A 21445-nucleotide genomic window follows, 5' to 3' on the forward strand; every position below is an offset into this window, starting at 1 on the left:
ATTAAGCCTCTCTAAGTTTACAAATAGTGTAGGGCCCTTGTGTTGTTGTAACATTTTTAGAATAAGGCACACGATTTCTAAAGCCAGGACCATATACGACAAACGAATGGTATTCACCATTTTCTCCACAAATATCGGGAGATTTCTCCAGTGCACGTAGTCGGTCGAGAAGTTCTAGATTGAGTTCTTTTCCAAGAAAGCTAATATCTATAAGATCTTCTCTGACCGCGGTGATAATTGCACGATATCCACTTTGTAGGTATTCTGCCATTACCTCCTCACTGCTCATTCCCCAAAGAGGGTAGTGACCTTGTAGTCCGCACTTGTCGAGTAATTGGTCTCGATAATTTCTTATCTCTTGTTGCGAGATATCTCCAAATACAATTTTTTCAACACCTTTACGTTTTAGAAGTTCAAAATATTTTGAAAAAATCTCTTCGTATTCTTTGTTTGAACAATCGGTAGGAATGTAAACTCTCACTAGTGGTAGATTGAGAAGCTTCGCTTGATTAGTGACAAGAACTTCACTAGCTCCATGAAATGGTACTTCATTCAACTCTCTATTTAATGTTGTTATAAGAGTAACGACTTGGTAATTCTCATCTTTAAGTATTCGCCTTAATGAAAGCGCACTATCTTTCCCACCACTCCAAAAAATAGCAACTTTTGTTTTGCCTTGCAAAATGAATACTCCTTGTCGAACTCTCATGAATACGATTAAATATTACCATTAATATGATTGATATTGGACTATTTGTGAATAAAAACAAAAGGTATATTTATTTTTTCGCGGTTATTTGTTTAATTTTGATTGCTGTAAATGTGTCAGATACGATAACTAAGCGAGTACCCGTCGCAAAAGAGCGGAGTGATCTCAAGTCCCAAGAAGGTCTTTTTACTAACTCACTAACGAATATAGTCTCTAATAAAATTGATATGCTTCCTGTTGTTAATATTGATGAAAGCTATTCTGAAACACACTATATTGTTGAGATTAAGTCCCCAAATATGAATAGGGATAGTATAGCGATTAATATAAGTAATGGTGTTATATTAGTAAGTGGTGAACTTGTGCAAAAAACAGAGCGTAGTTCTTTTACTAGTTCATTTTCTCGAAGTTTCTCAATTAGAGATGGATTTGACTCAACAAATCCAGAGCTCGAAACAATCGATGAAGGTGTAGTTTTAAAATTTAAAAGGAAAGTTCAATGAAAAAATTAATTCTAATCCTATTACTGGCCGTCTCATTTTCTGGATTCGCAAAAGACAAGCTTGAAAAGTCTTCGAAAGAATTGATGTTAAAAATTTTAGATAAGAATGAATCTCTTCATTCATCATTTTTTTCTTACAAAGCTAAAGAAGTTGAAGCAGCCGCTAAATTAGTATTGTCAGTAAGTCAGACGAATAAAGATAAATTACTTAAAGCTGATATCGATAAGGCGAATGAGTATCTTTCTCAAATTAAGTCCACGGTAAATGAGGATGAGAATAAAAAATTCTATGGCCTAGCAAATATCTATCTTGTAAAAATAATTAATAAATATGACCTCGGTGAAAAGTATCAAGCTTACTACTGCCCGATGGTCCGTAAGAGATGGATTCAAAATACTAAAAAAGAGGCCAATGTTCAAAATCCTTACGATGCCTCAATGCCTGACTGTGGCGGTAGATTGTAGGTTTAGCCCTCGTTTATTAAAATATACCGACAATATTCTGTGATTCTAAGTCGAGTTCGTATTGTATAATATAAGCAATTGAACCTAGATGGAGATTGCTTATGAGTGCTCTATTAGAATTTTACACGAATAGAAAATCTAATCCAGATGGTCTTTTCCTAAAGGATATTTGGAATTTCTCAGATTGGGAGTTAGAAAATAGGCACCAATATATTCAGTGGCTATTCCCTCTAGAGATGAAAAGTAATCATAATGATACTTCCTTGGTTGTTTCAGCTGATGAAGTTAGAGAAGCATTAAGCTCACGAGACTTTCAAGAAAATCTTTTTCACTCACTTCAGTTAATGGAGGATTTTTGGGGATTTAAAGTCAAACATAAATACCACCCTGAAAGTTCTCCTACGATGAAGAAGGATTATATCGCAAAAAATTGGGTGACTCTTTATAACCACAATTACATTAGGATTACGAGAGTTCTTCATTCGTTGAAAATTTTTGGTCTTGAAGAAGAGGCAAAAGAATTACTTAACTACCTTGAGACAGAAGTTTATGCACATAACCGACATTCAATAGGACAGCAAACTTTGGACTATTGGAAATCTGCTCTTGAGACAGAACCCATGTTTAGTGAATCAGCTTAAGCCTTAAACTTCTCTAAGAGGTTTAGAGGGATAATTGCTAAAGTCTCCTCGTGAGTTGCTTCGAGATAGACTTTGGGAGCCGCTCCGGCTTGATAGGCCTCGACCCATCTTCCTGCGCATAAGCACCAATGATCCCCTGGTTTTAGCCCTGGAAAATTGTACTGTGGAACAGGTGTTGAAAGATCATTGCCAACAGCTTTTGAGTAGTGAAGAAACTCTTCCGTTGCTTGGATGCAAACAGTGTGAATTCCTGTATCTTCAAAAGAGGTATTACAACAACCATCCCGGAAAAATCCTGTCAGAGGATTAACTGAGCATGATCGTAGTTGTTCACCGTAAACATTTAATGAGTTTTCTTCCATAACACCATGAAAAAGAAGGGAGTTTAATCATTTTTTCTTTTCATTTCTTCTTTATGGTTAATAATCTATCTAAACTTTCCCATGATTTCAATACATTAGAAGATAAAACAAATTATATTTTCAATAGTTAAGAAATCTTGACTCTGAAAATCAGGAAATGTGAGCTAAACTATTGATATGATGAACAGATATACGATATTTTTTGTCGATGATAATGTCGACTATTGTGAAGTTTTCTTCGAAGAACATAAAGATGAGTTTAATGTACTTACGCACAATGATCCAAAAACAGTGCTTGAGCATGTAAAGCGCGTCAATCCTGACCTCATTATTCTAGATGTCCATATGCCTTGTAAATCAGGAGTTGAAGTTTTTAATGATATTAGAAAAACAACGGAAATCGAGAACATTCCAATTCTGTTTTTATCAGCAGATGAAAGAGATGAAACTGTCTTAATGCATTTAAAATTAATGCCAGAAGACTTCCTTTTTAAGACAATGTCTCACAATCAAGTCTCGGCACGTATCAAAAATCGTTTGATCTCTCGTCGCTCAGCTTCCATGAGTAGCTCAGAAAAAGAAGGAGAAAATATTTCTTTTGGAAATCTTGAAATGGAAAGTGATAAGTTTCGTGTAAAGATAAATTCACTGGAAATTCAACTTACAAATATTGAATATAAAATGCTCTTCTACATTCTAACAAATAGACTCACTTCTCCTACAAAGGATGGACTCGTTAATTTTGTTTGGGGTGATTCGTATGTAGCAAGTAGAACAGTAAATACGCATCTTTCTAATCTTAGATCTAAAATTTCTGATGCAAATTTTATCATCAAAGTTTCGCGAGTAGGAAACGTCATTAGAGTTATCGAGCAAGTGGCAGCCAGTTCTTAAACACTCTGGCTAAATCGCTTCTGTTCTGTTTGTCCCTCTAGGTACTCATCAAAAATTGCACAAATATTTCTTAGAAAGATATTTCCAATCTCTGTAACTGAGTAACAGTCGTCTTTCATTTCAAGTAGACCATCAATTACAAATTGATTGAGTTTTAAAGCCGTTCTAGGATTGAGATTTTCAGTTAAAGGTATTCTTTGTGTACACATCAATTTTTGAATTTTTAAGTTCTGTTCTTGATCTATAGGCGTTAAAAGATGGGACGTGGTGATGCTAGCTTCCCCAGTAAGAGTAATCTGGTTAATATATTCTTTAACATTTTTTTCATTTTGTTTATAAGCAGACGGAGTATTCGAAATACTTGTTGCTCCAAGTCCGATTAGAACTTTTGACTTTTGATCTGTGTATCCCATGAAGCTTCGTTGTAGCTTATTCTCTCTGAGCGCCGTTTCTAGGTAGCTTCCTTTTTTCGCGAAATGGTCTAAGCCGATCTCAACGAAATCATCTCCGAGGAGTTCTTGGCGTCCTCCTTCGTAGAGTGCTCTTTTCTCTGAAGAAGAAGCCAGTAGGTCTGCATTAATGAGGCGTTGGTTTTTTATTCTCTCTGGGAGGTGAGCATAGCTATAGAAGCTAATCAAGTCAGGCTTTAGGGTGAGTGATTTCTGTATTGTCGCTTTTACAGTCTCAGGGCTTTGGGCCGGGAGGCCATAAATAAGATCAAAGTTAATTGACTTGAAGCCATTGGCCCTAAGCTTTGAGACAGTTTCAACTACTAACTCATAACTTTGAATACGATTAATTTGTTTTTGAACTTCAGGGTCAAAGTCTTGGATGCCGAGTGAGGCTCGAGAAAATTTATATTCTTTAAATACGTCGAGTTGCTCGTCTGTAAGTGTTCGCGGGTCTATTTCAACAGCTCCAATAAAATCATTTGAAATATAAGGCCTAAAGACTTCTAGCATGCTTTCAAGTTGCGACCTGTTTAGGAAGGTCGGAGTACCGCCACCTAGATGGATTGACTTAATCTTAAGCTTCGAAGCAGAGCCAAGATTTCTTAGGAGGAAGCTCCACTCGGCCCTAAGTGCCGTAATATATGGATCTGCCTTAGATTCGCTCTTTGCTATTTCACGATTACAACCACAATACCAGCAAAGTTTTTTGCAGTATGGTATATGGATATAGATATCTAACTCAGGGGCTCCCGAGAGGTGCTCATTGACATTTTCAAGCCAGATAAATGGGTTCAGGGCCTTATTCCAGTGAGGTAGGGCCGGATAACTAGTGTAGCGGGGGAGTGCTTTATCGTATTTTTCGTATAGTTTTTCCATTCCCTAAATATGATTTAGCTTAGTGTTTTTGAGTATGATTTAGATCATAAAGATTAATTGTATTTATTACATATTTATGGAGAAACCGCTGGTTGGTGCTATAATCGGCCCATGGTCTTTGATAACCTTTCTCACATTTCAACATCGACTCTTTTGAGACTCAAATTGAGAGATCTTAATATCTCATTTGAAGAGTCTGGACTTGCAAAGAATCTGAGTATTCTTCATGCTGAACTTCAAAAAAAAGGACTCAAAGTTAAGCCACTTATTTGGGGAAGTGATGATTGGTTTTGTCCTGATGATCATACCTCATTCGCAGTTCCGTTTACTCTGTTTCATCCAAGACTTACTGAATTAGAAAAAGATATTTGTGGTGAAGTTGAAGGAGATTCGCGTGATGAATTTCTCAAGCTGTGCCGCCACGAATGTGGTCATATTGTGGACAATGCTTACCTTCTTCGAGAAATTGCGGGGAGAGTAGAATTATTTGGTGACCACAATCAAGCGTATCCACAGGATTATACTTTTAAAAAGTATTCGAAGAAATTTGTTCGTCACCTGAGTGAGAATTACGCGCAAGCTCACCCTGAAGAAGATTGGTCTGAGACATTTGCTGTGTGGTTAACTCCTGGAAGTGCTTGGAGATCAAAGTATGAGGGGTGGGGCGCACTTCGAAAGCTTAACTATGTTAATAGCGTCATGAAGCAGTTAAAAAATAAAAGGGTCTCTCGTCGAAATGATTTCTTTTATGATCATTTTAAAAGTCTTGATATGACTTTTGGTGAATATTTAAAGCAAAAGAAGAAATTAAAAAGTAGAAAGTTTAAGTTCTCTCAGCTTCGGGCCATAAATATCTCTGAAGGAGAAGATTTATCACTTGCCCTAAAAGAAAATAGAAAAGAGATTATTGATCTGATTTGCTCTCAAACAAAAATAAAAAAATACGATCTTACCTATGTTTTAAAAGATTTAGAATTGAATGCTCGAAAAAAAGGCCTTAGAATTAATAAACGAGCAAAAAAAATGGATGTGCTTAATCACTTAGTGATTGGTCACGCCAAGACGTTCTTATCTGATGGAAAACATAGGATCATAATGTGACGCTAAAGAAAGATAAAAGAGTACTTGTATTATTTCATAAGTCCCTTGTTCCACCTGAAGTGGTCGATGAATCCCATGAAAATTTTGAGTTTGAACCTTGGATCACAGAGTATAATGTTCTTAAAGCACTTAAAGAGCTAAAAGTATCAAGTAAAGGCTTAGGTGTTTATAGTGACTTAGGAGTTATCAAAGATACTATTGATGAGTATAAGCCTCATATTATATTCAATCTTCTTGAGGAGTTTGACGGTGAAGTTCTCTTTGATCAAAACGTTGTTAGTTTTCTTGAACTCCTAAGACAAAAATATACTGGATGTAATCCGCGAGGTTTGATGATCTCAAGAGATAAATCTCTAGCTAAAAAACTCTTGGCCTATCATCGAATTCCAACACCAAAGTTTCAAAATTTTCATAAATCAAAATCAGCAAAACTTTCTAAGAAGTTAAAGTTTCCACTTATCGTAAAGTGCCTTTTTCAAGAAGCCTCACTGGGGATTTCAAATGCCAGTGTTGTAAATAATGAAGAGAAGCTTTATGAGCGTGTGGCATACCTTATTGATAAGTATGACAGTGAAGTTATTGTCGAAGAGTTTATAGAGGGGCGTGAATTCTATGTTGGTGTTATGGGAAATAAACGACTCGAAGTTCTGCCTGTCTGGGAGTTAAAATTTGAGAATGTTGATAACCCTGGAAAAGAACTTTATTCGGAAAATGCAAAGTGGAACAAAAAGTATCGTGAACGAAAAGGTATCTCGTCATCCAAAGCTACATTAGACTCTGAACTTGAGAAAAAAATTGCTCACATCTGTAAAAAAACCTATAAGGCACTTGAACTCAGTGGTTATGCGCGAATTGATCTACGAGTGACAAAAGATAATGAGATTTATGTTCTAGAAGCAAACCCAAATCCAAATATTGCTAAAGCGGATGAGTTTGCTCTTTCTGCACAAGCACGGGGCATGAAATATAAAGAGATGATCTCAAAAATAATTCAGATTGGTTTATGATTTTATTGGGCTATATGCTTTTGGTGAGACGCGCTCTCCATCCCATACGTTGAGCTTTTCAAACTCTGTTTTAAGTTGGCCACAGGCCGCAAGGATATCATCACCTTTTGTTACACGTACTGTGCATGTGTAGCCGCGATCATGGAGTTCATTTTGAAACCAAGCGACTTTTTCATTGCTTGGTCTTTTATATTCACTTCCTGGGTATTCATTAAATGGAATAATATTTATTTTAGATTCTTTTCTAACAAGAAGATCGCAGAGCCCATTAATATCTTCGATTGCATCGTTGAGATTATCAATCAATAGGTATTCATAGGTAATACGACGAGAAGCCTTAACTGGAATTGTTTTAAGGGCCCTAAAAAGTCTTTCAAGGTCATGGGCCTTATTTATCGGCATTAGTTTTGATCTGAGGTCATTTCTAACGGCGTGTAGAGAAATTGCAATATTGATATCTGGAAAGTCATCCCATTTTTCAATTTGGTTTGCAAGACCTGAAGTTGAAAGAGTAACTTTTGTTTTACTCAGTCCAATTCCATCGGGGTGAATAAAAAGTGAGATTGCTCTTTTAACATTTTCAAAGTTATGAAGAGGTTCCCCTTGTCCCATGAAAACGATATTTGTAAGGCGACTTTCTTTATTCACATTATCTATAAGCCATTTTGAAACAGCTAAGAACTGTCCAACGATCTCTGCCGTTGTTAAATTTCTTGTTAGACCTTGAGTTCCTGTATGACAAAAAGTACAACCAATAGCACACCCAACTTGTGAGGAGATGCAAAGAGTTAATCTATCTTTAGCAGGAATGGCGACGGCTTCGACAGTATTTGAGTCAGTAAGTCCGATAAGAAATTTTCTTGTGCCATCACTTGATAAACCATTCCACGCAATTTTTGGAAGCTTAAATTCAAAGTTCTCTTCAAGAAATTCTCGAGTTTGCTTAGAGGTTTTATCCCAGTGTGTGAGGTTTGGTTCTTTCTTTTTAAAGAACCACTTGTTGATTTGAGAAAAGACATGATCCTTGAGACTATTTGTCTCACAGAAATTATTTATTTCACTAGGAATTAAGTCGTATATTGGTCTTTTGCTCATAGCGCAAAATTACTTATTATTCCTTCGACAGTCAAGAAATTAAGTGACCGAAAACTCCCGTTTTTGTGTATAATCTCAATGTAAATAAATATCTAGGAGGGAATATGAAATTACTGATGATTCTTATGTCATTTCTTATGGTTAGTTGTTCAAGCCTAAAAACTAATGAAATTAATTATTCAACAGATTCAACAAAGATGAATGGCTACCTGGCCAAGAGTTCTAAGATTAAGGGAAAGAGACCAGGTGTCATTATTGTACACGAGTGGTGGGGACATAATGATTATGTTCGTCATAGAGCAGATATGCTCGCTGATCTTGGTTATGTTGCTTTTGCTCTTGATATGTATGGTGAGGGGAAACAGGCTAATCACCCAAAGTTGGCGGGGGAATTTGCTACGGCTGTGATGACAAATCAAAAAGAAGCAGCTGCAAGATTTCAAAAGGCCCTTGAAGTATTAAAGAATGATCCAGATGTCGATCAAACAAAAATCGCGGCAATCGGTTACTGCTTTGGTGGTGGGGTCGTTCTTGCTATGGCAACGGGCGGAATGGATCTTAATGGAGTTGTTAGTTTTCACGGATCTCTTGGACATATCAAAAAAGTTTCAAAGAAAGCTAAAGCAAAATATCTTGTGCTAAATGGTGAAGCTGATCCAATGGTGACAGCTAAAGATATTAAGAATTTCAAAAAAGTGATGAAGAAGAGTAAGTCCGATTATAAATTTGTAAATTATCCAAATGCTCTTCACGCTTTTTCAAATCCTGCAGCAACAGAGATTGGAAAGAAGTTTAGCTTACCAGTTGCTTACAACGCAGAAGCTGATAAAGCATCTTGGGAAGAGATGAAAATATTCTTCGATAAAATTTTTAAATAGAGATGAAAAATATGAGAGACTTAATTATAGATAATATCAGAAAAACCATCACAACTTCTGCACAGGGGTGTGAGACCGAAGAAATGAAAAATGAGATGCTTGAAGAACTTGAGATGTTTGAAGGCATCTCAATGGATGAGCATCAAGCAATTGAAATTGGTTCAATTATTGAACTTGAAACAAATTCAAGAGTTGCAACTTACTTCATTTCGCCTGCAAATAGTGGGTCGATTTTAAATATTAAAGGACAATCAATTCTTGTTGTTTCTATTTTTTCAGCACTTGGTGCCGAATTAATGGGAAAAGTTGTAGGTGAGTCAATCGAACTTGTGACAGCTGCAGGAATTAGAGTTTATAAGGTTGTAAGTATAAATTAATGAGAATTCTTTTTATAGATGGTGACTGCCTCTTATGCCAAGAAATTGTACGTATCGTGTTCTTTCTCGATAAGAAGGCAGTCTTTTCATTTGCTCCTCTTCAAGGTCAACACGCGAAGGTCAAGCTACCAGCACAGTTAATAGCAGATCTCGATACTGTCGTTCTTTATAAAGACGGAAATATTTTGACAAAGAGTGATGCTGCGATTGAAGTCCTCTGTGAACTTGGTGCAATTTATCGTATGGCCAAAATATTTTATATCATTCCAAAATTTATTAGAGACGCGCTCTACATGCTCGTTTCTAGAAATAGAAAGAAAATCTTCAAGAGAGAGACTTGTCTTTATTCACCAGAATTACAAAAAAGATTTCTCAATTAGTAAATTTATCAATATGTGTGCAAAGCCACTCCGGAGCATCGAGTGAAAGATCATGTCCAGCTGTTGGGTGAATTTCGATTTCTGAGCCAAGTCGTCTTGCTAGATTGACACTGCAATTATAAGAAACGAGTCTGTCTCCAAGACCTGTCACAATCAGGGTTCTTGTAGCCAGTTTTTTGGGAGCACTTGTTTTGGCGGCCCATAGAAGTTGACGACCAAAGTTTTTCATCGACATTGGCTCTTTTTCTGCGAGAACGGCCCATTCTGATGCAATACGATCTTTTTCTTCATTACTAATATTATTGGTCGTGAGATCTAAAACAATACGTTCACGATTTTTTAAATCTTTACTTTTAATCGCAGCGATAAAAGTTTTGTATATTTTGTAGTTTAATCTTTCATAAAATGGACTGAGGTCTTTTGCACTACTGTTAATGATGATGATACTATCGCAAAGCTTAGAGAAATGTTCTGTCAGCTTTAGGGTAACAAGTCCACCAAGGGAAATACTAATAAAGTGCCAAGTTCCTTCGGGGTGTTTACTTTTTAATTGATCAAGATCATTTTTAACTTGTGTAAGTAGGGATTGCGTTTCTAGTGGAAAAACCTCCTCGTACTTACTCCCACTTCCGGGAAGGTCTATAAAGTGAACTTTTGCATCTGCTATGGCCTGACATAGCTGTTCTGGAAAATTACTCCAGTGTCCTTTTTGTCTACCTAAACCTCTAATTAGTACAAAGTTTCTCGTCATTATTTAGCCACCCAGTTGTGATGATTTTTAATTGCCTGTGTAAAGAAGTCAAAAAGTAGCATATGCCTTCTCATGACTCTTTCAAAGCGGTGTTGTCTCACTGGATTAAATAGTCCAAGCACAGACAAGACCTGTATTGGATTCTTTTTCACCCATAACCATGAGCCTAGTTCGAGTGTCCAGGGAATGAATGTTCCATAAGATTCTTTTTGTGCATGGCTTAGGTCAAAGAGATAATCCCAGAGATCCCCGCTTGTTGTGTAACTCTGAGATTGTTGCTCAATAAGATATATATGATGCGGCAAAGTTTTATCGAGCAAGCTTTTAAATTGAAGAGCTTCACTCGTCAAAGGAAAAGGACTTCTCGTTTTGGCGTAAGGAAACCAAAGACGATCCTTCATGCCAAAACCTGAATGTAGATCAAGGGCCATTGAAAACTTTGATGGGAACATTTCTTTTTTAACAAAATTAATAACAGCAAGATTTTCTCTTTCTATTACTCCCTCTTGTCCTCGATACCACGGAAGCTTAGAACTATATCGCTGGCCCCCTAAAAGCGGAGCTGTTTTTTCTGTTGATTCAACAGGAGAGTTTCTCATGAGGTCGACGCCATTTCCATTTGAGCGATAGATAAGATCCATTCCAACAGGATTAATTAAAGGAATACAAACTAATCTAAAATTTGAAAATGAACTTGCTAGTTCGTCATCCCAAGATAATCGTGTAAAAAGATTTTGAAGATTTGAAATTGCCAGATGAGTTCCAACTCTTTCTAGTCCATGAACACCTGCAAAAATTCCAAAGGTTGGAGCCTCTGGGTCTTGTGATCCAATAGAAAATGCATGAAGTGGGTAAGATTTATTTTTAAAATCGATGGTGTCTAAAATTTCGTGTCTAACGATAGGATGGCTAAATTTTGTGAGCTCTTCGATATCTTTTAATTCTTGGAATTCTCTCATGAATCTATCTTACGATTTTATGATAATTTGGCAATGGAATTTAAAGTGGAATGATTCGCTCGGGTTTAGCTTTTTGTATTTAACTGACCACAAGCAGCGAGAATGTCATCACCTTTAGTTTTTCTTACACTTGCAAAGAATCCGTGATCAACAAGTCTTTGTTTGAAGTTATCCACATCTTTATCAAGTGGGCGTTTGTACTTCGCTCCTGGAAACTCATTGAATGGAATTAAGTTAAAAATCACAGGAAGGCCACTTAGTAACTTAACAATTTCTTGAACATGCTCTTCGCTATGATTCATATCTTTGATAATCAAGTATTCAAATGTTAAATACTGTCGTTTTAATCTAGGAATATCTTTTAAGGTGCTTACAATTTCCTCAATTGGGTAAGCTTTATTCAGTGGAATAAGCTCATCTCTTTGATTGTTAAAAGGAGAGTGAAAGCTAAGTGCGATATTTACTTGGTTAAGTTCTTCAATCTTCTTAAGACCTGGAAGGTAACCTGCTGTTGAAAGTGTGATTTGTCTCGGTCCAAGGTGAAGTCCACGTACCTCAAGAAAAATTGAAATCGCTCTCTTAATATTATCAAAATTATGGAGAGGTTCACCCTGACCCATGAATACAATATTTGGTGCTGCAAATTTCTCTGGAAAATTTTCCTTGATATAATTATATGCGAGTACATACTGTCCTACGATCTCGTGTACCTCGAGATTACGTTTTAGTCCCTGAGTCCCTGTAAAACAAAAGCTACATTTCATTGCACATCCAACTTGGGACGAAATACAAATTGTATATTTTTTATTAAATGGTACGAGTACAGTTTCAACGCAGTTGCCGTCAGAAAGTTCAACTAGAAACTTAACAGTGAGTTCATCTTCAGCTGTTTGAATTTTTTGTATTTTAGGTAGTGCCAAGTTAAAATTTGTCTTCAAGTATTGTATGAAATTTTCTGGAATATGTTTTTCACTACCTTTATATTTTGATGTGTAAAAGTTTTCAGCGTGTACGTCTTTATAACCATGCAGACTTGTCAGGCTCTTAAAATCGGTTAATGAATAATCGTAAAAATTTTGCATAATAAAGCTTATATTATAAAATAGTATTAAGAATCAATAAAATAGTGGAAAGCTTATGGAAGACAAAATAATCAATCAGTTAAATCACGATCTAAATAAACTTAATTCGACAAAACAGGGACGTCGTGCGTTTCTAACGGCCTTGCCTTTACTTCTTGCGAGTTGTGCCACTACAGATAAGACAAGATATCGAGAAGGGGATAACTCAGGACAAGAAGTTGGTCTAAGCGTCGAAGAAGAAAGAAAAATGACCAGGGAATATCTTCCAGAGATGGAGAAGGACTATCAAAAATATAGAAACTCTTATGTTCAGTCTTATATTAATGATGTCGGACGTAAAATTGTTGATAGTAATAAGCTAGCAGGTAATCCATATAATTATAATTTTAGAGTGGTCGCATCAAACCAAATAAATGCTTTCGCGTTACCAGCAGGGGAAGTTTTTGTAACATCAAAATTAATTGCGATGACAGATAGTGAAGCTGAACTGGCCGGGGTTATTGGTCATGAGGTAGGGCATATCCAGGCGCGACATACAGCAGAAAGAATATATAAGGCCGAAAAAGAGAAGAACAAGGGACTTATTTATGGGCTCGGTGGGGCTCTCCTTGGGGGGGCTGCAGGTTTTGGTCTTGGTAAGATGCTTTGCTCCAAACAGGATCGTGACTGCTTGATGAGAGTTGCTAAATATGGGGCAATGGCCGGGGGAATGGGAGGACTACTGATCCAGAAATATGGATTTATGGCAAATTCCCGTGAAGATGAAATGGAAGCGGATCGTATTGGTTTTAAGACTAGTTTAAAGGCTGGTTATGACTATGCTCATGTTGGAAATTTCTATGAAAAATTACTTGTAATGGAAAAGAATTATTCTAAGAAAGATAATGCTTTGGCTAAAAAGTTTGCTGATGCTATGTCGACTCATCCTCCAAGTGAGCAGAGAGTTGCGCAGATGAGAGAACTTGAAAGGGCCAATCCTTTAAAGGGGAAGGTGACTTCCCCTGAATTTGAAAAAATAAAAAAAATCTTAGTCTAGTTTGAGTATTTGAAGCACTTTCGAAATAAGATCGTCTCTTGAAAATGGTTTTACGAGAACGTGCTTAATTCCTGAATTAATAACATTGATCATTGATCTATTGTCGAGATACCCAGATATTAAAAGAAATTTCAGTTTTCTAAACTTCAAACTTTTTTTGGCCATCTCAACAAGATATGTACCTTCTTTATCTGGAAGTTGGAAATCTACTATAACTAAGTCAAATTCATCATTTCTAAGCTTTAACATTCCAATTGAAGCATTCTCTGCGACCACGACATTCCTAAAAAGCTTTGTTTGCTCGAGAAAAGTCTTGATGAGCATACAAATTTTTACCTCATCGTCGATTATAAGTACTGCTGGTTTTTCTGAATCTTTAATCTTTGGGAGAGTGATACTCATTACTTTTCACCCTCTTTCCATTTATTCATCATATTTACAATATCATCTTTGATAAAAGGCTTTTGTAAGTGATCATTGAACAGTCCACTTGCAATGTCGGATTTTATCTTTTCATCAGCAACTTTACCTGTAAGGTAGATGATTGGTCCGCTGTAAGAAAGTTCTCTAATTTTTTTTGCCAACTCATCCCCATTCATTTCAGGCATCGAAAAATCAATGAAGATCATATTGAAGCGACCATCATCAATAAGTGCTAATGCTTCTTTAGGATTTGATGCACAGATAACATTCACATTTGAGTCACTAATACTTTCGTTGAAGAGATTGAGAATTTTAACTTCGTCATCGATAACAAGAATATTAAGATTTAACTCTTGAGCATTGTCTCTATTAAGAGTCGAAGAAGCGATACTTAAAGTCGACATTTTTGGAATTGTTATTTTAAAGATAGTAGGGGAGCTCGCTGAAACAAGCTCTAGTGTCCCTTGATATGATTCAATGATTTTAGTAGCAATCGCAAGCCCAAGTCCCGTTCCTTCTCCAACTTCTTTTGTGGTAAAAAAAGATTCAAAAATTTTGTCTTGGATCTCAGTAGGGATGCCAGCTCCTGTGTCACATAGTTGTACCTCATAGCACATTTCTGTTTCATCGAGAGTTATTCCGATTGATCTGGATTCATTATTTGGAATTGAATTTATAGAGTCGATAGAATTTTTGATGAGATTTATAAAGAGTTGTTCCATCTTTAGTGAGTTTACAAAAACAATAGACTCCTTGGATTCGGTGTTGTTTTTCACTTCCATAGAGACTTGAGATTTCTTTAACTGACTATTTACAAGTCTTGTTGAGTTCTCAATGATTTCTTCAACAGATACATACTCCTTCTTGTCCTCATTACCATGGAGGAACTTCTTCATACCTTTGATGATACTATTAATACGCATGAAAGATTCGATGACGTCATTTAAACATGAATCTAATAACTCTTTTTGAGAATTTATATCTTCTGATTCAAATAGAGCCTTGATTAACTCCAGGGTTCCTGAAGCAATCGTCAGTGGATTTGATATTTCATGAGATATACTTGCCGTGATTTCACCAATTGTTGTAAGCTTGTCAGCTTGAACAATCTGATGATGAATTTCTTTAAGTTCTTCAATTTGATAACGATATTTTTGATAAAGATTTTTTTCGATTGTTATATCATTCAAGCTCACTAGAACAAGATCTTTATCTAAAAGATACGTTCCTTTGGCAATAACGTGAAGCTCCTGGTCTTGTAGGCTATCGATAAGCTCTTCTTTGGAGATCGTGTTTGATTTTGTCTCAAAAGTTTGATCAATTAGGGTAGAGATAAAGTTCTCAGCAATAATCTCTTTCAAAAACTTCTTATTCTTGATTACTCGCGGTGAGCTTTTTGTAAAAGTTGAAAACATATGATTGTAGTAGATGATTTCATTGTCTTTGTTAACAATGACAATGGGCTCAAAAAGAGAATCTAGAATTTCAAAGTTCATTTTTAACCTTTTTGCTTTAAAAATTGGAAATACTGCGCTTCAATCGCATCGAATTCAAGTTCTTCTCCATCTTGTTCGATTTTTGGCGCCTTCCCATCAACTACTTGCGAAGAGAGTAGTAACACTTTGAGTACATCATCAGCTTTCTCACTATAATAAGGAGCGTAGAAGGACTCAATTGATGTGTTCGGCAAAATAAATCCGTGAACCATATTTATCTGTTCGATTACAACTTGCGGGCAGTTTTTGTAAGTTATGCTACAATCCTTAACTCCTTCAAGAAAGTTGATCCATTCTCTTACTCCACAAGAGTTAATTAGTGTTACCTTGTTAAAATCGATAATTATCGTACTCTTTTTTGAAGATAATATTTCTTCAAATGTAGAATCCTCATCGATTTGTCCTTGCAGAAGAAATTCTGCTAAGTCTGCTTCATTCTTCGTAATATTGATGACTAATTTGTCACTCATTACTCCTCCTCAAAATAGTGGAACGAAGTTATTCTTTCCTTAAAATTTTTATAACGTTTACTGATATCTATAATTCCTACAAATTCACAAAAACGATTTTTCTTATTGTTAATGTGTAGTTGATTAATGTTCTCATATACCATCATGAGCCCAAGACCTGCTCCAGGTCCTTCTGTCCGTGGTCTTCTTTCAATAAATCCTCGTTTGATACTACTGAGTACGCGATCTCTGTCAATCTTACCGATATTATCTTTTACAAGTATTACTATATTAACAGAGTCCATACCTATCAAAACATTTATTGCCTCATCAGAGGATACAAAAACTGAGTTTTTTCTATTTTGATCAATGAGATGTTCCTGATGAAAAAATGCATTCATGATTAGTTCGTTAAGAACCACTCTCAAGTTATCTCGAGGGGAGCTAAATACTTCATCATAGTTAAATTTTGAAAGAAGACTTTCTATTTGCTCTGGAGCATCTTTTGAATGAAGTATTTGCAATGAGTGAATAATTGCATCTTCATTAAGGTATTTTTCAATTCCAAATAAATTATTTGTTTGAATTTTTCGTAATACTCTTTCTAGTTCTTTCTCAAGACAAGATGAGTTTCCAATGAGATGGTTTATTGGATTTGTGTTTAGAAAGATCACATTCTCTAAGTCAGTACGATTCGTAATAACGATTGTATCAAGGGCATTGGTTTCATTTTGAAATGAAGCGCTGTCTTGAATTGACACAGTTTCACTGTCGATAGTGTTACTAAGTTCGAAGTTTCTTTGAAGAAATGCCTCCAGTGTAGGGTAGGCGTCTCGAACTTGATTTGTTAGATGTACTTTCATTTCTTTACCTTAATACAGACAAGGGTTAGATCATCTTCAAATATTTCTTTGCTACAAAATAATAAGAACTCTTCGATAATTTTATTTCTAAGTGCTCGAGTATCTTTTGTACTAATTTCGATTATTGTTTTTAGAAACCTTCTTATTCCCCACGGCTTATCGTCTTTGTCGACGCATTCAATAATACCATCGGTTTTTAAAATAATTGTATCTCCATCATTGAGCATTATACTATGACCAGAGTAAACAGAATCACTTTTGTGTCCTAATCTCGCGCCTTTAGCCTCGATTAAAGGAATAATGTCTGATTTTTCTAGTGCCTCATTTTTTTGAGGAATATATAGAGCATCAAGGTGACTTGCATTTGAATAAGAAAGAGTTAATTTTTCTAGGTCGAAAACGCAAACAAACGCAGTCAAAAGTACATCTGTCTTTGTAAGAGTCAGTGATTTGTTGAGAAAATTTAAAATGTATTCTGGGGTTAATTCAAATCTTCCTTCGCTAAGTAGAAATTTAATCGTATTGAAAGATGTGTTGATACTTGCGGTAAGTAATGCAGCAGGTACCCCATGCCCAGTTGCATCGGCGATAATCGTAATAAGCTTATTGTCGATTTTGTAGTAGTTCCACCAATCTCCACCACACTCAGAAGCTGGAGTGTTAAATGCCATAATTTCAAAACTATTTTCTTCTATTTCTGTTTGAGGAAAGAAGTTTTCTTGTACAAGTTTTGCAACTTGAACTTCATTTTCAAGACGAAGCTTCTCCTTCATTTGTTCCATGTATTTTTTAATCTCACTGGTCATATAGTTGAAGGCTTTTGCTAGGTGCCCAATCTCATCTTTAGAGCTTTCTTCAACAATTGTATCAAAATTCCCCTTTGCTAACTCTTGGGATGCTATAAATAGCTTATCAATTGGATTCGTAATTGATTTAGCAAAGACCATTGCTATAGCACTGATGAAGAAAAGAATGAATAGACCAAAGAGAATTGACTTCTGGATAAGAAAATCAGTTACAGAAAATGCTTGGTCGTAGTCGATCAAATTAAAAATTCTAAAGTCCATTAATTTTGTTTTTGAGACAGAGAAGAGATACTTTTTCTTGCCAAGCTCCAAAATTTTAACGCTATTGATAAGCGTGACTTCTCTTAAGTTTTTAATGATGTCTGATTTGTTTGTATCAACAAGGTTTTCGTAGAGAATGTGATTTTCTTTTGAGAAGAGGATAGAGCGATAAACTCTATTTTGCTCAAGAGAACTAGTGAGTACAGATTTTCGAACACTGACTATAAGATCTTTAGATTTTAGATGTATGTGGCTATTTGTTTCTGGTCGATCTCCATTCCCTGATAGCTCATCTGGCGTTAATGACTGTTCACTTGTAAAAAAGTATTTTGGTGTCCAAATAGCATCAATGACCTTACTTTGCTTAATGAAGTCTTCAATATTCTTATATTTTTTTATTTCAAGAAGCTTGTTTAAAATTTCAATGTCTCTATTAATATTAGAAAGTGTCGAACTAATTTCGTTAGCAAATCCTGTTGATGTTGCTAGGGAGTTTTCAAAGATATAGGCCTTCTTATCCTCTGAAAAAAGACTTGAGGCGTAGAACGTATAGAATGCGATTGCGCAGATTAAGGATACTGTCATTAACAGAATAATTTTAATCTTGATCGGAAAACTCAGTCTCTTGTCCATATTTGCCCTAAATAGCAGTGTTTCTAATTATTTATTAAAATAATAGGTAATATTAGCGGATTTCTCAAGACAAGGTAAATTAGGAACAATTTTGGTTAAAAGGCAATTTGATACATACATTATTATTTTTCTCTTCTTTGTGTCATTTGCAATCCTCTACAAATTGTTGACTCTTCAGTATCTCTATCCTTTTAGTGGTGGTGAACGTATCAGTGCAGGGCAATTAACTTCACTTGTTAATGATGTAAGAAGGAAGAGTTTTGATCAGGTCTCCTGGGTGGATGCAAGTGATGAAGAGACTATCTATAATAATGATAAAATATTCACTGATAATAACTCAAAAGCTCAGATCAAATTTGAGAGTGGTAATCTCATTACAATTAATGAAGAGAGTCTTTTTAAAGTAAGTATAATTAATAATACAATCAATCTTGATATGGAGAGGGGATCGTTTATCGCTGATTTAACTTCTGATGCGGAGGTCCTGTTATTCATTCTAGGCGGTAAGGAATATAAAGTTAAATCAAAGAAAGGAAAAATTAAAATTACAGGAAATCAAATTTCCCTTCTTTCTGGAGAGGCTTCTCTTGTGTCGGGAAGTTCTAAACTTGAGTTGAAACAAGGGGAAATTGCTAAACTTGATGAGCATATTGAGTTCGTTGAGAAGTTTCCTGCAAAATTAAATATTATCGATGCTAAAACATATTATATCCAAAAAGATAAGGGATTAACTCTAAACTGGGAAAGTTTAAAAAAGTTAAAACTAGAGTCTTCTTTTGATATTTCTTTTGAAAAAAGAAGTGTCTATTCGCCTTTAGATAATACATTTGTTTTACATCTTCAGGAAGGAATGAATTATATTCGTTTTATCGATCCTATAAAGAATCAAATCTCAAATATTACAAGTATGAATATTATTTACGAGACAGTTCCTGAAATTACACTTGATCGTAATAAGGTTTTCTCCGGAGAAGAAGTAAGTTTTAAGGATAACTTCGAAGGAAAATGGTCTTACGAGATTCGTCTTGGAGACAAGACATTAAAGACCAGCTCACTCAAGCACTCTTTCCAAATTAATGAAGTCGGAAGCCAGTCTGTCCTATTTAAGGTAGATGATCCTGACCGATTAGATGCTCTATGGTCGAAACCTCTTCAGGTTGAGGTGTTGTCATTGCCAAAGAGAGGGCCTCGTATACTTTCGCCAACAGAGGGACAAGAGTTCTATCTTTATGGAGATCATGGAATTGTTAATGTTGAGGTTGATAATACTACCGATGCGACAACAGGAGTTTTATTCCAAGGAAATAAGTTACTTCTATCAGATGAGAATAAAACAGAGTTAACGATAAATAAATCAGGAACTCAAGAGATTGAATCATTCTTTGAAATCAGTGATCAGGTAATTGGCGGATCTAAGCGTAAATTTCATGTCTACCTCGAGCCGTCTGGTCTTGATTTAGAGCAGGGGGCTAAATTTATTTTAAAGAAGCCTGGACAGGAAGTTGACTTTGATTGGGCCGGAGTAGCTAGCGCAAATTATCTTTTAGAAATCTCTAACGATAGAAATTTTCAAAAGATTGCGAAGACTAAAAATGTTAAGGGGCTTACAGCAAAAATGAGTTTCTCTAAAACAGGTGAAATGTTTTGGAGAGCTAAAAAAATTAATAAAGATGGAACTGTCGAGTATGGTTCACCGAAGAAGATTATTTTAAGTAAGCCACTCGCTCCATCCGCACCTAAAATTAGAAAAGTAATTAAGAAGAGAGTGACAACTAATATCTTAAATTCGATTCTCGATTTTATTTTTCCTGCTGCATACGCTGCTGAGGATGTGCTTGAATGGACACCGGTAAATGATGTCGAAAGTTATCGGGTTGAAATTTATCGAGGTGAAAAACTTCTTATTAATGAGATTGTTAATGACAATGCAATTTCAATACAAAGTCTTACGCCTGGTAGTTATAAGTATCGTATCGCTAGTATTGATTATTGGGAGCAGCAAGGTGAGTTCTCAGAATTTGCAACTTTAATAATAGAGAAGGTTGTTAAAAATCCAATAATTAATCTCATCGCTCCTGAACATCGCCAGTCATTTGATGGTGATGAGGTCATTAAATTTGAATGGGAAGCTGTAGAAGGTGAGAATGTATATAATGTAGAATTGTCGAATAGCTTGTCTTTTAAAATAACAAAAGAATTCAAAGTAAAAGGTTCAATGTTTGAACTTGATGCTAAGAAGATGCGGTTGAACAAGATTTTCTGGCGTGTGAGTGCGGGCAAGTGGAAATCAAAACGTCGCTACTTTGAGGTGAAGCAATTAACAAAGGCATCGGAAATAAAGAAGGCAAGTTCGAGACGGTCGAAATGGTTAGTATACTTCTCTCCACGTAAAACTTCGAGAGAGACTAGTAGGGCTAAGATTGATGGAGTGGATATGATCTCATTTGGTGGAAGTTATTATTTTGACTACCAAAAGTTTAATTTTACAGCTTCATTTGATAAGAGCTCTGGAAAAGTATTTAATGATCTCAGTTACTCAGAAAATACATTTTCATTAAAAGGATTATATCCCGTTCGAAGCTTTGACCTGGGGATGAAACTATCTATTAGAAATGGTAATGATTATAAAGTAGAGAGTAACAAAGTCGTAGAAGCGCGAACTACTAACTTTAGTGTGGGATTAGAGACGAAAGTTTGGGACCTAAGCCTTGGATATACATTTGTTGGACTTAGTGGCCTTGACATAAGATACGATTTTCCACTCTCTCTTTATAAGAAAAACTTTGTATTAACACCTCAATTTGTAACTCGAGACTCTGAAGATTACGGTAAAGAGACTTCATTTGGCCTTCTCTTTGGAATTAGCCTCTAGCCACAGAATATAGTCATATTAATCATGAAATTCCCTTCTTAGTTTGAGCTAAAGTACTGAATTTTAGTCCAATAC

The 21445-nt window shown here is 35.7% G+C and carries 23 protein-coding genes; 11 read left to right on the forward strand and 12 right to left on the reverse strand.

Going from position 1 to position 21445, the window contains the following annotated elements:
* Position 1 precedes the first annotated feature (1 nt).
* Entirely contained in the window at positions 2–682 is a 681-nt protein-coding gene (locus M900_RS09345) for a diphthine--ammonia ligase (protein WP_021274472.1), read from the reverse strand.
* 74 nt (positions 683–756) lie between these two features.
* Between M900_RS09345 and M900_RS09350 the strand changes: the two genes are divergently transcribed.
* From M900_RS09350 to M900_RS09360, 3 genes are all read left to right on the forward strand, one after another.
* Positions 757–1212, forward strand: a complete 456-nt coding sequence (locus tag M900_RS09350; protein WP_157680610.1) for an Hsp20 family protein — start codon at positions 757–759, stop codon at positions 1210–1212.
* Positions 1209–1676, forward strand: coding sequence for a DUF3347 domain-containing protein (locus tag M900_RS09355; protein WP_021274344.1), 468 nt, complete (start codon positions 1209–1211; stop codon positions 1674–1676). Before M900_RS09350 ends, M900_RS09355 begins: the two co-directional genes overlap by 4 nt.
* A gap of 101 nt (positions 1677–1777) precedes the next feature.
* Positions 1778–2317, forward strand: coding sequence for an opioid growth factor receptor-related protein (locus M900_RS09360; protein ID WP_021274462.1), 540 nt, complete (start codon positions 1778–1780; stop codon positions 2315–2317).
* Here the strand turns inward: M900_RS09360 and M900_RS09365 are convergent.
* Positions 2314–2679: a DUF2237 family protein gene (locus M900_RS09365; protein WP_021274480.1), complete on the reverse strand. Its 366-nt coding sequence runs from the start codon at positions 2677–2679 to the stop codon at positions 2314–2316. The genes M900_RS09360 and M900_RS09365 overlap by 4 nt on opposite strands.
* 177 nt (positions 2680–2856) lie before the next feature.
* Here M900_RS09365 and M900_RS09370 point away from each other — a divergent pair, with 177 nt between their 5' ends.
* Positions 2857–3573 (forward strand): response regulator transcription factor, encoded by a 717-nt coding sequence (locus M900_RS09370; RefSeq protein ID WP_021274436.1) that lies wholly within the window; start codon positions 2857–2859, stop codon positions 3571–3573.
* Here the strand turns inward: M900_RS09370 and hemN are convergent.
* A complete protein-coding gene (gene hemN, locus M900_RS09375) occupies positions 3570–4901 on the reverse strand; it encodes an oxygen-independent coproporphyrinogen III oxidase (protein ID WP_021274782.1) in 1332 nt (443 codons plus the stop codon). The two genes, M900_RS09370 and hemN, sit on opposite strands and share 4 nt — an antisense overlap.
* Positions 4902–5012: 111 nt before the next feature.
* On the opposite strand from hemN, the gene M900_RS17190 reads away from it, so the two are divergent.
* On the forward strand, positions 5013–6002 hold the full coding sequence (locus M900_RS17190) for a putative zinc-binding metallopeptidase (RefSeq protein WP_021274557.1): 990 nt from the start codon (positions 5013–5015) through the stop codon (positions 6000–6002).
* Positions 5999–7009, forward strand: coding sequence for an ATP-grasp domain-containing protein (locus tag M900_RS09385; protein WP_021274713.1), 1011 nt, complete (start codon positions 5999–6001; stop codon positions 7007–7009). The genes M900_RS17190 and M900_RS09385 overlap by 4 nt, the downstream gene beginning before the upstream one ends.
* Here M900_RS09385 and rlmN (M900_RS09390) read toward each other — a convergent pair.
* Positions 7004–8104, reverse strand: coding sequence for a 23S rRNA (adenine(2503)-C(2))-methyltransferase RlmN (rlmN, locus tag M900_RS09390; protein ID WP_021274579.1), 1101 nt, complete (start codon positions 8102–8104; stop codon positions 7004–7006). The two genes, M900_RS09385 and rlmN (M900_RS09390), sit on opposite strands and share 6 nt — an antisense overlap.
* A gap of 104 nt (positions 8105–8208) precedes the next feature.
* Here rlmN (M900_RS09390) and M900_RS09395 point away from each other — a divergent pair, with 104 nt between their 5' ends.
* The 3 genes from M900_RS09395 to M900_RS09405 are packed head-to-tail and all read left to right on the forward strand — an operon-like array spanning position 8209 to position 9739.
* Entirely contained in the window at positions 8209–8982 is a 774-nt protein-coding gene (locus tag M900_RS09395) for a dienelactone hydrolase family protein (protein WP_021274567.1), read from the forward strand.
* A gap of 11 nt (positions 8983–8993) precedes the next feature.
* The gene (locus M900_RS09400; protein ID WP_021274396.1) at positions 8994–9359 is read left to right on the forward strand and encodes a GreA/GreB family elongation factor; all 366 of its coding nucleotides are present in this window, start codon (positions 8994–8996) and stop codon (positions 9357–9359) included.
* Positions 9359–9739, forward strand: a complete 381-nt coding sequence (locus M900_RS09405; protein WP_021274646.1) for a thiol-disulfide oxidoreductase DCC family protein — start codon at positions 9359–9361, stop codon at positions 9737–9739. Before M900_RS09400 ends, M900_RS09405 begins: the two co-directional genes overlap by 1 nt.
* On the opposite strand, the gene M900_RS09410 is transcribed toward M900_RS09405, so the two are convergent.
* The 3 genes from M900_RS09410 to rlmN (M900_RS09420) form a co-directional block, all read right to left on the reverse strand.
* Entirely contained in the window at positions 9732–10490 is a 759-nt protein-coding gene (locus M900_RS09410) for an alpha/beta fold hydrolase (RefSeq protein ID WP_021274434.1), read from the reverse strand. The two genes, M900_RS09405 and M900_RS09410, sit on opposite strands and share 8 nt — an antisense overlap.
* On the reverse strand, positions 10490–11449 hold the full coding sequence (locus M900_RS09415) for a M14 family zinc carboxypeptidase (protein ID WP_021274731.1): 960 nt from the start codon (positions 11447–11449) through the stop codon (positions 10490–10492). The genes M900_RS09410 and M900_RS09415 overlap by 1 nt, the downstream gene beginning before the upstream one ends.
* A 65-nt stretch (positions 11450–11514) precedes the next feature.
* Positions 11515–12531: a 23S rRNA (adenine(2503)-C(2))-methyltransferase RlmN gene (gene rlmN / locus M900_RS09420; protein WP_021274473.1), complete on the reverse strand. Its 1017-nt coding sequence runs from the start codon at positions 12529–12531 to the stop codon at positions 11515–11517.
* Between the two features lie 55 nt (positions 12532–12586).
* On the opposite strand from rlmN (M900_RS09420), the gene M900_RS09425 reads away from it, so the two are divergent.
* Positions 12587–13567: a M48 family metalloprotease gene (locus M900_RS09425; RefSeq protein WP_021274748.1), complete on the forward strand. Its 981-nt coding sequence runs from the start codon at positions 12587–12589 to the stop codon at positions 13565–13567.
* Here M900_RS09425 and M900_RS09430 read toward each other — a convergent pair.
* The 5 genes from M900_RS09430 to M900_RS09450 are packed head-to-tail and all read right to left on the reverse strand — an operon-like array spanning position 13559 to position 18450.
* A complete protein-coding gene (locus M900_RS09430; protein WP_034732193.1) occupies positions 13559–13969 on the reverse strand; it encodes a response regulator in 411 nt (136 codons plus the stop codon). The two genes, M900_RS09425 and M900_RS09430, sit on opposite strands and share 9 nt — an antisense overlap.
* Positions 13969–15486 carry a response regulator gene (locus M900_RS09435; RefSeq protein ID WP_021274363.1) on the reverse strand — a complete coding sequence of 506 codons (1518 nt, stop codon included), beginning with the start codon at positions 15484–15486 and terminating at the stop codon, positions 13969–13971. The genes M900_RS09430 and M900_RS09435 overlap by 1 nt, the downstream gene beginning before the upstream one ends.
* A 2-nt stretch (positions 15487–15488) precedes the next feature.
* Positions 15489–15956 carry an STAS domain-containing protein gene (locus M900_RS09440; RefSeq protein ID WP_021274645.1) on the reverse strand — a complete coding sequence of 156 codons (468 nt, stop codon included), beginning with the start codon at positions 15954–15956 and terminating at the stop codon, positions 15489–15491.
* Positions 15956–16798, reverse strand: a complete 843-nt coding sequence (locus M900_RS09445) for an ATP-binding protein (protein ID WP_021274316.1) — start codon at positions 16796–16798, stop codon at positions 15956–15958. Before M900_RS09445 ends, M900_RS09440 begins: the two co-directional genes overlap by 1 nt.
* Positions 16795–18450, reverse strand: a complete 1656-nt coding sequence (locus M900_RS09450; RefSeq protein ID WP_198295988.1) for a SpoIIE family protein phosphatase — start codon at positions 18448–18450, stop codon at positions 16795–16797. The genes M900_RS09445 and M900_RS09450 overlap by 4 nt, the downstream gene beginning before the upstream one ends.
* A gap of 139 nt (positions 18451–18589) precedes the next feature.
* On the opposite strand from M900_RS09450, the gene M900_RS09455 reads away from it, so the two are divergent.
* Positions 18590–21370, forward strand: coding sequence for a FecR domain-containing protein (locus tag M900_RS09455; protein WP_021274586.1), 2781 nt, complete (start codon positions 18590–18592; stop codon positions 21368–21370).
* Positions 21371–21445: the final 75 nt, after the last annotated feature.

It is taken from the genome of Bacteriovorax sp. Seq25_V (assembly GCF_000447795.1).
GTDB lineage: Bacteria > Bdellovibrionota > Bacteriovoracia > Bacteriovoracales > Bacteriovoracaceae > Halobacteriovorax_A.